This is a genomic window from Chitinophaga solisilvae (assembly GCF_009928525.1).
GTDB classification, from domain to species: Bacteria; Bacteroidota; Bacteroidia; order Chitinophagales; family Chitinophagaceae; genus Chitinophaga; species Chitinophaga solisilvae.
In genome coordinates this window covers 63,160-76,859 of record NZ_JAABOK010000004.1, presented here as the reverse complement: position 1 = coordinate 76,859, position 13,700 = coordinate 63,160, and the positions used below count along the sequence as shown (strand labels likewise).

At 51.2% G+C, this 13,700-nt stretch carries 10 protein-coding genes; 1 reads left to right on the top strand and 9 read right to left on the bottom strand.

Annotated features, from left to right (window positions below; translation table 11 throughout):
* Positions 1-51 precede the first annotated feature (51 nt).
* Positions 52-2,487: an outer membrane beta-barrel family protein gene (locus tag GWG06_RS09075; RefSeq protein WP_160712713.1), complete on the top strand. Its 2,436-nt coding sequence runs from the start codon at positions 52-54 to the stop codon at positions 2,485-2,487.
* Here the strand turns inward: GWG06_RS09075 and GWG06_RS09070 are convergent.
* From GWG06_RS09070 to nuoF, 9 genes are read right to left on the bottom strand one after another with little or no spacing between them, the layout of a single operon-like run.
* Positions 2,484-3,923 carry an NADH-quinone oxidoreductase subunit N gene (locus GWG06_RS09070; protein WP_160712711.1) on the bottom strand — a complete coding sequence of 480 codons (1,440 nt, stop codon included), beginning with the start codon at positions 3,921-3,923 and terminating at the stop codon, positions 2,484-2,486. The two genes, GWG06_RS09075 and GWG06_RS09070, sit on opposite strands and share 4 nt — an antisense overlap.
* Positions 3,910-5,373 (bottom strand): NADH-quinone oxidoreductase subunit M, encoded by a 1,464-nt coding sequence (gene nuoM, locus GWG06_RS09065; RefSeq protein ID WP_160712709.1) that lies wholly within the window; start codon positions 5,371-5,373, stop codon positions 3,910-3,912. The genes GWG06_RS09070 and nuoM overlap by 14 nt, the downstream gene beginning before the upstream one ends.
* A 27-nt stretch (positions 5,374-5,400) precedes the next feature.
* On the bottom strand, positions 5,401-7,293 hold the full coding sequence (gene nuoL, locus GWG06_RS09060; RefSeq protein ID WP_160712707.1) for an NADH-quinone oxidoreductase subunit L: 1,893 nt from the start codon (positions 7,291-7,293) through the stop codon (positions 5,401-5,403).
* A gap of 37 nt (positions 7,294-7,330) precedes the next feature.
* Positions 7,331-7,639 (bottom strand): NADH-quinone oxidoreductase subunit NuoK, encoded by a 309-nt coding sequence (gene nuoK, locus GWG06_RS09055; RefSeq protein ID WP_127039169.1) that lies wholly within the window; start codon positions 7,637-7,639, stop codon positions 7,331-7,333.
* Positions 7,636-8,163 (bottom strand): NADH-quinone oxidoreductase subunit J, encoded by a 528-nt coding sequence (nuoJ, locus tag GWG06_RS09050; RefSeq protein WP_160712705.1) that lies wholly within the window; start codon positions 8,161-8,163, stop codon positions 7,636-7,638. The genes nuoK and nuoJ overlap by 4 nt, the downstream gene beginning before the upstream one ends.
* Positions 8,164-8,173: 10 nt before the next feature.
* The gene (nuoI, locus tag GWG06_RS09045; protein ID WP_127039175.1) at positions 8,174-8,689 is read right to left on the bottom strand and encodes an NADH-quinone oxidoreductase subunit NuoI; all 516 of its coding nucleotides are present in this window, start codon (positions 8,687-8,689) and stop codon (positions 8,174-8,176) included.
* Between the two features lie 38 nt (positions 8,690-8,727).
* Positions 8,728-9,681, bottom strand: a complete 954-nt coding sequence (gene nuoH / locus GWG06_RS09040) for an NADH-quinone oxidoreductase subunit NuoH (RefSeq protein ID WP_160712703.1) — start codon at positions 9,679-9,681, stop codon at positions 8,728-8,730.
* Between the two features lie 5 nt (positions 9,682-9,686).
* A complete protein-coding gene (nuoG, locus tag GWG06_RS09035) occupies positions 9,687-12,380 on the bottom strand; it encodes an NADH-quinone oxidoreductase subunit NuoG (RefSeq protein WP_160712701.1) in 2,694 nt (897 codons plus the stop codon).
* Positions 12,361-13,641 (bottom strand): NADH-quinone oxidoreductase subunit NuoF, encoded by a 1,281-nt coding sequence (nuoF, locus tag GWG06_RS09030; protein WP_160712699.1) that lies wholly within the window; start codon positions 13,639-13,641, stop codon positions 12,361-12,363. The genes nuoG and nuoF overlap by 20 nt, the downstream gene beginning before the upstream one ends.
* Positions 13,642-13,700: the final 59 nt, after the last annotated feature.

The window sequence follows — 13,700 nt, the reverse complement described above, 5'->3', positions numbered from 1 at the left end:
TCCTCCATATATATTACACCTATTTAATCACGCTTTTGAGAGAACGATAGTATGAAACATTTCATTGTCGTATTAGGAATGCTATGCACCCTGGCGATTCCCGCCCTGGCCCAGAAAGCCGCCTCCACAGGATCTATTTCGCTGAAAATTACCGACAACAACGGTAAACCGCTCCCCTTTGCCAATGTACTGCTGCGCAAAGCAGCTGATTCATCCCTGGTAAAAGGAGAACTGACCTCCGAAGCAGGCGACTGCCTCTTCGAAAGGATACCAGACGGCCGGTACTTTGTACAGGCTTCCCAGATAGGATTCACCACCTGGTATGCCGCTCCTTTCACCATTGATGCGGCGCACCGCCAGATTACCCTGCCCGCGGTTACCATGGCCACCAATTCCAAAACACTGAAAGCCGTGGATGTTACCGCCATCAAGCCATTCATTGAGAAAGGCGCCGGAAAAACCGTACTCAACGTAGAAAACAGCATTGCCGCCGCCGGTAATACCGCCCTGGATATATTAAAACGTGCACCCGGCGTGCAGCTGGACAACAGCGAAAATATCAAGCTGAAAGGTACCACCGTAACCGTCATGATCGATGGTAAACTTACCTACCTCAGCGGAGAAGAGCTGACCAATATGCTGAAAAACACCCCTGCTGAAAGTATTTCGCAGATAGAAATCATCACCAGCCCTTCCGCCAAATATGATGCCTCCGGTAACGGCGGTATCATCAACATAAAAACCAAAAAGGGAAAACTGACCGGCGTTAACGGTACTGTAAGCGGTACCCTTTCCCAGGCTAAATACGGGTACTATAACGTGAACGGCAATATTAACTGGAGAACCACTAAATTCAACCTCTTCGGGGATCTGGGCAGGGCTGACCGCAAAGTGCTGGTGACCCGCGAATACCGCAGAACCATCACCGATAAGGACGTAACCACCTTCCTGGCACAGGACCTCTGGCAGCGTAACAACTTCAAACGTAACGCCTACAAGGTTGGCTTCGACTATTTCCTGAATGATAAGCATACCATCGGCGTACTGGCCAACGGCTATGGCAACAGTTTCAACAACCAGATTTTCAGTGAAACAAGACTCGGTAAACCCGGCATGTCCCCGGATTCCCTGGTCAACTCCATCTCTACCAATGATAATAAATTCGACAACTTCACCATTAACCTGAACTATAAAGCCGTACTGGATACCAGCGGCCGGGAATTCAGCGTAGACGCAGACTACGCCAGGTTCAACAGCAACCGGCACCTGCAATTGCATGACAGTCTGTATGACATCCGCAGCGGCAAATACAGAAATCCTAATGGTATCCGGAACACCGGTGGTACCCGCATCACAATTAAAAGCCTGAAAGCAGACCTGGCCTGGCCACTCGGTAACCAGGGCAAGCTGGAAGCGGGTTTCAAAGTAAGCAGCGTGACCACCGGCAACAGCCTGATTTATGACTCCCTGAAAAACGGACAGTTTGTTTTTGCTCCTGCACAAAGCAACCAGTTTAATTATACCGAAGATATTTACGCCGCCTATGCATCGTACAGAAAGCAGCTGCATAATACCGGTATCCAGGTGGGACTGAGACTGGAAAACACCCATTCCAACGGAGAATCTGTTACACTGAAAAGCAATGTAAAACGCAGTTATCTCGACTTCTTTCCCAACCTGAATATTGAACAGAAACTGAATGATAAAAACAAAATAGCCCTGGCCTACTCCCGCCGTATTGAGCGGCCGGAATACGGACAGCTGAATCCGTTTGCCTTCTACCTGGACAAGTATACCTTCTTCCAGGGAGATCCTTACCTGAAACCGCAGTACACTGATAACGTAGAGTTGTCCTATACCTTCCTGGATAAGTTTATTGCCACACTGGGCGTCAATAAAACCAAGGATTTCATCAATGAATTCCTGTCACAGAACGACAGCACCAAAGTATCCATGAGCACCCTGAAAAACTATCAGCGCAGCGAGGTTTACAGCCTGGTACTGACGCTTCCCTTCCAGGTGACCAAATGGTGGAGCAGCGATAACAATATCAACTGCATGCAGAATGAATACCGGTTCACCGATAATACCGGTAAGTTTAACAAAACCAGCAGCTTCACCTACAGCTTCAACTCCACCAACACCATTACCCTCCCGCATGATATCAAGCTGGAAATAATGGGCTATTACAACTCTCCCTTTGTGTATGCTATCTTCAGAGGCTATAATGAATATAACCTGAACCTGGGTATACAGAAAACCTTCTGGAATAAGGCTGCTACCATTAAATTCAGCTACAATAACCTGCTGCGCAATGAAGCATACCGCGGAGTGGCTGCCAACAACAACCTGGATATGCACATCTTCAATACCTGGCAGTTTAAAACGGCCAACATCTACTTCAGCTACCGCTTTGGTAACAGCAGCATCAAAGGTGCGAGGGAAAGAAAAACAGGCACCAGCGATGAACAGAAAAGGGCGGGTTAAACAATCATTTTCATCATCTGCTGTATGAGCTGCATCATAGCGGTGGGGTAAATTCCCAGTCCCAGCAGCAGCGCTGTCAGCAACATCAAAGTTATATTGCCGGCCACGGGTAGCGCGGGTTTGATAACAGACCCCGCGCCTGTATCCGGCAGTTTAAACATCATGGCAATGATGCGGATATAGTAATACAAACCAATCACGCTGTTAATTACCAGCATGAACAACAGGAACCACATATGCGCATTTACACCCGCCATCACGATGTAGAACTTCCCGATAAAACCGGCCGTCAGCGGAATACCGGCCAGCGATAACAACATAGCCGTAAAAACCACTGCCACCCAGGGATAACGCCAGAACATCCCTCTGTAATCTTCCACAGTTTCCGCATCCTGCACACTGCTCGACATGACGATCAATACCCCGAAAGCTCCGATACTGGTGATAAAATATGCTACCAGGTAAAAGGAGATCGCCTCCAGGCCCGTCTGCACACCCGACAGAAAAGCGACCAGTATATATCCCATATGTGCGATGGAAGAATAAGCCAGGATACGTTTGATATTCTCCTGCCGCAATGCCAGCCAGTTACCGGCAAACATGGACGCAACAGCAATGATAGCCAGCACCCACCACAACATCGTATATTCGTTACCGTGAATATCCTGATAGAACCTTATCAGCACAACCAGCATACCTCCTTTTGAAATGGTAGCAATGAAAGCAGCCACCGGTAACGGTGCACCTTCATATACATCCGGCGCCCACATATGAAAGGGTACTATACCCAGTTTAAACCCTACCCCGATCAGCATCATGGCAAATCCGGCCATAACCGTTACCGGCAGATGCCCCGTCTGCCGCAATGCATCGCCGATACCATTGAAATCCATATGTCCTGTAAAAGCATATACCAGCGCCATACCAAAAAGCAGAAAGGCAGAAGATAAAGCCGCCAGTATCAGGTATTTGATGCCTGCTTCATCAGAACGCTCACGGGCACGCAGGTACGCAATCAGTCCGTACAGACTGATGCTGAGTATTTCCAGCCCCAGAAACAGGGACATAAAATGTCTGCTGATGACCAGCACCATCGCACCGGTGGTAGCCAGCAGCAGCAACAGATAGTATTCTTCCTTTCTCTCCTCCCGTTCTTCAAAATAGTTATACGACAGTAACAGGATGATAAATCCGGATACCAGTATCAGCCCCGTATTGAACAGGGAGAATTCATCTATCACCAGCAACGGCGGAATGGTATGCGGAATGAAAAGCATGGCTGGTATGATGGCCGTCATCGCCATCAGGTAGGCCAGCAGGGAGAAGGCATAAGTAATACGGTGATTACGCCGTATGGCTACCAGCAACATGGAAATGACTGCTGCGGCAGACAGCGTAATCAACGGGCCCAGGCTTAAAAAATCATCGAACGACATATGCAGTTTTTTGTTCTGTTTTTTGAGAAGTGTTCAACACCGGCTGCGGATACAATCCCAGCAGCAGGATGACTATCACCAGCGACACCACTACCAGCAGTTCACGTTTATTCAGGTCTGGCAGCTGCTCTTCGCGGGTATAGCTGCCGAAAAAGACTTTCTGCATAATGCGCAGGGAATATGCCGTAGCTACCACCAGCCCGATGGTAGCAAAAACAGTCAGCCACCTGCTGGCCTGCCAGCTGCCGATGAGGATCAGGAATTCCGCCACGAAATTGCCCAGTCCGGGCAGGCCCAGCGAGGCCATCACAAATATCATGGCGGCACTGCCCATCATAGGCACACCCGCCCATAAACCGCCCATCTGCAGGATATTACGCGTATGAATACGTTCGTATAAAGTACCTGCTATGATGAACAGGGCGCCGGTACTGATACCATGCGCTATCATCTGAACTACTACACCCTGATAAGCCAGCTCGTTGAAAGAGAAGGCTCCCAGCAGCACAAATCCCATATGACTCACGCTCGTGTAGGCAATCAGTCTTTTCAGATCCGTCTGCGCATAAGCCAGCATACCACCGTACAGGATACCGATAACACCCAGCAACATACACAGGTTTGCGTAATACTGGGATGCTTCCGGAAACAGGGGGATCACAAAACGCAGTATACCATAGGCGCCGGTTTTCAGCAGCAGCCCGGCTAATATTACGCTGCCGGCTGTTGGCGCTTCTGTATGCGCATCCGGCAGCCAGGTATGAAAAGGTACTGCCGGCAGCTTCACCAGGAAAGCCACCAGGAAGCCCAGCATCAGCCACCGCGCTGTACTTTGCTGCATGGGCGTATGCAGCAGGTCGAAATAATCAAACGTATATACGTTGGCGTTAGCCGCATGAATAAAGTACAATGCCAGGATAGACAATAACATCAGCAGTCCGCCGGCCTGCGTGAAAATGAAAAACTTGTTGGCTGCATACTCCCTGTTCTCATGCCCCCAGATACCAATCAGGAAGTACATCGGTATCAGCATCATCTCCCAGAAAAAATAGAACAGGAATAAATCCATCGTCAGGAAAACACCGGTAATACCGGCCAGCACAAAGAGCAGATTGAAATGATAAAAGCCCACCCGCGTGTTAATTTCCTTCCAGGAGATCAGCACGGCCAGCGCTCCCAGAAAAAAGGTCAGCACCAGCATCAGCAGGCTGAGTCCGTCCATGGAAAAATGCAGGCTGATACCAAAATGCGGAATCCAGCTGGCCCGGTAGCTGTAGATCCACTGTGTGCCTGCCGCCGGATGGGCGATCCAGATCTGCAGGATAATGACCAGATCCGCCAGCAGCGCGCCGAGTGCCACCCACCGGGATAACAACACACTCCTGGATGCTGCTATCCAGGAAAGCAATGCACCGCCCAGCAATATGAATAAAAGTATCAGCAGTATCATGAAAAAAACATTTATGCGTTTACGTTATCAGATTTCGTATAGCCGCCAGATTAAGACAGACAGGATAGCTACTGCACCCAGTACCACTCCCATAATATACCACCGCAGAATACCGCTTTGCGTGCGCGCCATCATGTTGTGGCACCATTCCATGGCGCGGGCCAGTCCTGTATATATCTTATCTACCAGGTCCTTACTGTTTATCTGACTGAGGAAAACGAAGGGCCGTACCAGCAATGCATCGTAGATTTCATCGAAATCCCAGCCCCGTTGCCAGCAGCCGCGCAGCCATACAATGGCGGGCATTTCCAGGAACTCGCGCATCCCCTGCGGATGCTTCATCACCCACATATACGCCATACCGATACCTGCAAATGACAACAGCGCAGATACCGCCTGGGAAGTCCATTCCAGCGCAGCAGATTCCGTTACCACCTGCACGGCAGGCAATACCGGCAGCAGCCAGTGACTGAAAAGCGTAACATGTCCCAGCGTATGCGGCAGCTCCACAAAGCCAGCCACCGTAGACAGCACCGCGAGTATATACAGCGGTACCATCATACGTGCGCCGGGCCGGTGATGAACATGTGTGCGGGCTTCTCCGTAAAAAACCAGAAAGAACATCCGGAAAGTATACATGCCGGTGAGCAATGCTCCCAGCAAGGCCGTAATCCAATAGCCGGTACCACCGCCGGCAGCAGACCAGGCCAGCCATATGATCTGGTCCTTGCTGTAGAAGCCTGCCGTTACAAACGGCAGCGCTGCCAGCGAGGCAGAACCTATCAGGAATACCCAGAAAACACCGGGTAACAATTTCTTCAATCCGCCCATCTTAAACATATCCTGTTCATGATGCAAGGCAACAATAACAGCGCCTGCACTCATGAACAACAATGCCTTGAAGAAAGCATGTGTGACGAAATGGAAGATAGCGGCAGACCATGCCCCGCAGCCCAGCGCCAGGAACATGTATCCGATCTGACTGACGGTAGAATAGGCCAGTACCCGTTTTATATCCGTCTGTACCAGCGCGCTGACGCCGGCTATCACCAGCGTCATACCACCGATAACAGCGGTGGCTGTCTGCGCCGCAGGCGCCAGTTCAAATAAGGTATGCGTACGTGCAATCAGATACACTCCTGCTGTTACCATGGTAGCAGCATGTATCAGCGCGCTTACCGGTGTAGGGCCAGCCATGGCATCCGGCAGCCACGTTTGTAACGGCAGCTGTGCGGATTTGCCCACCGCTCCGCCCAGCAGCAGCAGGGCAATCATTGTAACGGCAGGATCTCCTTTGGCCCACAGCTGTGCGCCTGCCTGCAATACTCCCTGAATATGGAGGGTGCCGGTATGCTGATACAACAGGAACAGGGCAAAAGCCATCGCAGTATCGCCTACACGCGTTACAATAAAGGCTTTGCGGGCAGCATAGCCGTTGGCAGGGTCTTTATACCAGAAGCCGATGAGCAGGTAACTGCATAAGCCTACTCCCTCCCAGCCCAGGTACAGTAATACCAGGTTATCCGCCATCACCAGCACCAGCATGGCGCCTACAAACAGGTTCATACAGGCAAAGAAGCGGCTGTAGTCCTCATCATCATGCATATACGCGGTAGCGTATACGTGTATTAAAAAGCCTACGATGGTAATCACCAGTACAAATACAACCGATAATGCATCCAGCCGGAAGTCTATCCCCGCCCGGAATCCGGCTACCTGCATCCAGTTCCATACCTGCAGCATCTGCGGCGCGCCATTATGCTGCGCCACCTGAACTGCAGCAACCACAGCTATCAGTGCCGACAACGCCAGGCTTCCGCAGGCGATAACGGAAACGGCTGTACGATTTATACGTTTCCAGCCCAGCATGAGTATACATGCACTTAAAAATGGAATGGCCGGTATCAGCGCGGAATTCATTTCAGATGTATTAATGAGTGATCAGGTTTGCTGTATATTATCCATGCATACGATTCGCTTCATCACTGTCCAGTGTTCTCAGCTGGTGATATAATTGCAGAATGAGCGCCAGGCCCACCGAGACTTCCGCCGCAGCCATCGCCAGGATGAACATGAACATCACCTGCCCGTCGGCAGTACCCCAGTGAGAGGAAGCCACCACAAATGCCAGCCCGGCGGCGTTCAGCATGATTTCAACGGACAGCAACATGAAGATGATATTGCGCCGGATGAGCACACTGATTAACCCCAGCACGAATAAGATGCCGGCCAGCAATAAGCCTGCGGTTGTCGGATGCATGTTCATAACTCAAAATTTTCAAGAAAACGATGCGATATCTTTTTCTGCTGACGGCCCAGGTGATAAGCGCCTACGATACCTGCCATCAGCAATATGCCGGTGAGTTCCACCGCGATGATGTACGGCCCGAAAAGCGCCATACCCACGGCTTTCGGCTCCACCACCTGAATATTTCCGGCCGGTTGCCTGTTCTGTATAATCAGGAATAACATTTCTCCCAGCAGTATTAAACACAGAATGCCCGGAATAATCCAGATCCGCGGGCGCAGCCATGCCTTCTCATGCTCTGATGTTTCCAGCCCGAGGTTGAGCATCATTACAAAAAATATAATCAGTACCATAATAGCGCCGGCATAGATAATAATCTCCAGCACGGCCATAAATGGCGCACCATAAACATAAATCACGACCGCCACCGCCAGCAGCGATACTACCAGGTACAGCAAGGCATGCATGATATTGTAACTGGTGATTACACGCAATGTAGCGAGAACGGCTATTCCGGCGGCAATGAAAAATGTGGCATCCATGATCTTTATTTTATGGTAACAGACTTTTAATATCTACCGGTGGCTCTTCGTGCTGCGCATCGCCTTTGTCTTTGTTATGGATGGCCAGACCAGCTATTTTGTAATAATTGTATCCCGGATATTTTCCCTGGCTGTTGATGAGCAGGTCATGCTTTTCATACACCAGGTTCTGGCGGTTGTACTCCGCCATTTCGAAGTCCGGCAATAACTGAATCGCGTAGGTAGGACAGGCTTCTTCACAGAATCCGCAGAAGATACAGCGGGAGAAGTTGATCCGGAAGAATTCAGGATACCTGCGTCCGTGCTCGTCTTCCGTAGCCTGCAGCGAGATACAGTCTACCGGACAGGCAGCAGCGCAGAGATAACAACCTACACAACGTTCTTCTCCGTCAGGATCACGGGTAAGGGCAATACGGCCACGCCAGCGGGCCGGCAGCGGTGCTTTCTGCTCCGGATACTGGTACGTATCCCGCTTGTGGAACATGTGCAGGAAAATAAGCCACATACTGCGCAACAGACTAAACATATAATTGAGATTTAGTTATTTATTATTTATTTGACTACTTAGTGAGTGCTGAGCCATAGTTTAATAGCAGCTGTTACCATCAGGTTCAGCAGCGATAAAGGGAAGAGTACCTTCCAGCCGTACTCCATCAGCTGATCATAGCGCGGGCGTGGCATGGAAGCACGCAGCAGGATGAACAGCATAATGAAGGCGAATGTTTTGATGACGAACCAGATCACCGGTGGCAGGAAGGATGGCCCTAGCCATCCGCCGAAATAAAGTACCACCACCATAGCTGATATCAGGGTGATGCCCAGATATTCGCCGATGAAGAACATACCGAATTTCATCCCCGAATATTCCGAGTGAAAGCCCGCCACCAGCTCGCTTTCCGCTTCCGGTATATCAAACGGCAGACGGTGTGTTTCTGCAATACCGGCAATCAGGAATATCACAAATCCGATGAGTTGCGGAAATATAAACCATACATTTTTCTGCGCTTCCACAATAACGCTCAGGTTGAAAGAACCACTCATGACCACTACGCCCATCAGCGCCAGCCCCATAAATACTTCATAGCTTATCATCTGCGAAGCGCCGCGCATTGCGCCCAGCAACGCATACTTATTGTTGGAAGCCCAGCCGCCCAGCACAATGCTGTATACGCCCAGGGAAGACATAGCCAGAAAGAACAGGATACCGATGTTCATATCGCTGACAACGATGCCTGGTGCAAAAGGCACTATCACAAAGCTCATCAGCACGCTCGCCGCCACTACAGCCGGAGCGAATACAAATACTACCTTATCGGCAAACGGAGGTATCCAGTCTTCCTTGAAGAAGAGTTTCAGCGTATCCGCGAGAACGATGAGGATGCCGAACGGGCCTGCCCTGTTAGGACCGTACCGGTCCTGCCACAGGGCCAGCATCCTGCGTTCCAGCCAGATCAGTCCAGCTGCGGCATTCAGCAGTACAAAGAGTACTCCTCCTATAATCCACCATGGGTTTGTCATGATACTTATATTTTAACCAGCTGCGGCGCTTCTGCAACCTGCATGTGTGGTAGTCCGACAGGAATACCTGCCGCGCCTTTCTGCAGTTTATCATTGATAATCACCGGCAGCGCGTACTGATGTCCTTTGTCCGTAAAGTACAGCAGATGCCCTTCCGTCACCTGGAATCGTCTGGCATCTTCGCTGTGCAGCATAATATATGGCGCGGGCATACGTTCCGCAATACCGGGGGTATGCACGCTCAGTTCTTCTGATCCGAAGATATGATACACGGGCACCAGCAGCAGGTGGCCGCTGAGCGGCAGGAAGGGTTGCGGCGCCTCCATATAGAATTTCGTTTGTGCGTTTACTTTAGGTTCAATCAGTCGTTTACCCGGGTTACCGCCATGCAGCGGGCCGCCCGTTTCCACCTGGTATTTGTTGACAGACTGCACAGAGTTCCACCCCGGCGCCCAGAAGAAGGGGATGACAGAAGATGGCGGTTCTCCGCGGTAGCCCTCCATGGTGAAAGACAGGGCGGTATCTTCATCCTCCGGAGGCTTAGGCTCGCTTACATGCAGGTTGGCCTGCATAGCTGTACGGCCGCTGTAGCGGTGGGTTTCGCGGGGGATCTTTTGTCCGGCCATCCTGAAATCCGCCGGCGGCGTCAGCGACTCAATGCCAGTAAATACCGGGTAACGTTGCTGTATAGCAACTACTATATCATCCAGATGAGCGAGATGTTGCAACACAGGGTGGCCATTCAGCGTGGCTATCTGCAGCAGCCAGCGCCAGCTCTCCTGCATACTGCCGGCGGCTGTAAATACCTGCAGGAAGCGTTGTGCGCGGCCTTCGTTGCTGACCAGCGTACCATCCGCTTCCGCGAATGTGGCAGCCGGAAGTAATATATTAGCTCTTTCCGCGGTAGCATTAAACAGATGATCCAGCAGGATAACATCTTTACAGCGATCAAAAAAATGATTGGCCGTATGCTGATCCATTCTTCTGTACAGATCATTTTCGAGGATGATGACCGTAGCAGCGTTGCCATTCATGACTTCGTCGATCGCAGAATCCAGCCGGTGGCCTCCCAGCATTTCAAGGCCCATGCTGTTGCATTCTGGTACGGTGAAAGACAGCATAGCATCGATGCCCTGTTCCTTCAGCGCCCAGGCGACGTTGGCGGCAGCCTTTATCACGGCTTCATTGCAGCTGCTGTAACCGGCGATAATCAGCGGGTTCTTCGCCGCTTTCAGCGCTGCTGCAATTTTTTGCGCAGCCGCTTTTCCTTCGTCCGACATTCCTGTTACTTCCGGCACCTGGCCACTCAGCAGATGACTAACGGCGAAGCCTATACGCGCTATGTTGTCCGGTGCAGTATGATAGGCGCCGGCAGCCAGTTCATCCAGTTTTGTTTCCAGCACATTGAGAATAAACAACGGACCTTTGCTTTCCTGTACAGCCTCCCGCACGGCAGCATCCTGCCAGGCGGGCATATGAATACTGCTGACAACTTCCTGCACCGGGATGCGGCGTACTGCCTGCCGTACAGACAAAGCCAGCATGGGTGCGGTATTGGTCAGGTCTTCCCCCAGAATCAGCACGGCATCAGCCGCAGCGGCCTCCTGCATGGTAGCTGCCCTAACGGGTCCCTGCTGTAATATCTTCAGCATGAGAGATACCAGTTCATGATCATTCTCTGAGATACCGAGATAGAAATGCTCCGCTCCTACCAGCTCTTTCAGGGCGTAGTTGGATTCCAGCGAAGCGCGTGGGGAACCGATGCCGATTACTTTTCCGGCCTTCATGCGGTTGCGTACGTGATGCAACACCGGTTGCCCGTTGGCGGCATCACCCGGATAATGCCGTACCAGCGGTTCCGTAATACGTTCTTTACTATTCACAAATTCATACCCGTACCGGCCGCGGTCGCACAGGAAGTAGCCGTTTACATCACCGTTGTAGCGGTTGGTAATCTGTCTCAGCGAGCCATAGCGTTCACCGGCGATGATATTACATCCCAGTCCGCAGCCCTGACAGATGGAGGGCGCGGTGGTGAGATCCCATTTGCGGGTATAGTGCTGTTTCAGGGTTTTATCGGTGAAAACGCCGGTAGGGCAGATCTCTGCGAGGTTGCCGCTGAACTCACTTTCCAGCGTGCCATCCTGCTGCCGGCCGAAGTACACATGGTTATGGGCAGCGAAAACATCCAGGTCCTTCCCTCCTGCAAAATCCTTATAAAATCGCACACAGCGGTAGCATTGGATACAGCGGTTCATTTCATGGTTGAGAAACGGCCCGAGGTATTGATTGTTATAGGTGCGTTTGGTAAAATGATAATCCCGGTAGTTATGCCCCGTCATCACCGTCATGTCCTGCAGGTGGCAGGATCCGCCTTCATCGCAAACGGCGCAGTCATGCGGGTGATTGGTCATGAGCCATCCGATAACATGTTTCCTGAATCCGGCGGCATCACTATCGGCAATGGATATACGCATATTATCCCGTACCGGTTCCATACAGGCCATGACCAGCCTGCCTTTCGTATCCTGCTCATCCCGGAAGGCTTTTACAGCGCACTGGCGGCAGGCCCCCACCGACCCCAGGGCCGGATGCCAGCAGAAGTAGGGCAGGTTAAAGCCCAGGGACAGCACCGCTTCCAGCAGGTTTTTGCCGTCCTTTACTTCGTATGGTTTATTATCAATGTGAATGATGGGCATAAGGGCATTTTTTTTCTTTGACATGTTGTTCAAAATCGTCTCTGAAATATTTCAGTGCACTCTGCAAGGGTTCCATAGCTCCCGGCGCCAGCGCGCAGAAGGTATTACCGGGTCCCAGCAGGCGGGTATGCATATCCAGCTGTTCTATATCCGCCATGGTGCCGGTACCTTTTTCCAGCGACAATAAAATCTTTTCTGTCCAGGGAAGACCTTCCCTGCAGGGAGTGCAGAAGCCGCAGGACTCCTGTGCAAAAAAATGTTCCAGGTTATGTACGAAACCTACGGGGCAGGTGTGATCGTCCAGCACGACCATCGTGCCTGTTCCCAGCCTGCTGCCGGCAGCAGCTACGCCGGCGAAATCCATTTTTACATCCAGGTGGGCATCTGTTAAAAAATCGGTAGATGCGCCGCCTGGCAGTGCGCCGCGAAAGCGGTAGCCGTTTTTCATACCACCGGCATGTTCTTCCAGCAGCTCGCGCATGGTAACGCCCATGGGCAGTTCCCAGGCGCCGGGTTTATTTACTTTACCACTGACACCATAGATTTTCGTACCCCCGTCACCGGTATAGCTCAGGGATTTGAACCACTCCGGACCGTTATTAACGATATGCGGCATCCAGCTGAGGGTTTCCACATTATTCACGATGGTGGGTCTGCCAAAGAGACCGCTCACCTGTGGGAACGGCGGTTTGGCGCGGGGGGTCGCGCGTTTGCCTTCCAGTGAATTCAGGAGGGCTGTTTCTTCTCCGCACATATATCTTCCTACACCAGTGTGCAGCTGCATCTCCAGATTAAAATCCTTTCCTAAAATATTTTTACCGAGATAACCAGCCATGTAGGCATCTGCAATAGCCCTGCGCATTTCATGCGCCGCATATTTATATGCCCATCGCAGGAACACGAAAGCCTCTGTAGCCTGAATGGCATAGGCTGAAATAATCATTCCTTCCAGCAGCTGATGCGGATTCCCTTCCAGCAGCCAGCGGTCCTTGAATGTTCCAGGTTCCATTTCATCAGCATTCGCTACGAGGTATCTGGGTCCAGGCACATCCATCGGCACAAAACTCCATTTCATTCCTGTACTGAAGCCTGCGCCTCCGCGTCCTTTTAAGTTAGCGTCTTTTACCAGTGCTGTCACTTCTGCCGGCGTCATTTCCCGTAACACCTTACGCAGGGCCGCATACCCACCCACGGCCTCATATTCCCGGAGATGCAATGTTCCGGAATCAGGAATGTATTGTGTAAGCGGGCGCTCCTTCATCTTATATTTTTTTATTTTATTATTTTGTTATTTGAGATTTTACCGGTGCCGGATTTTTA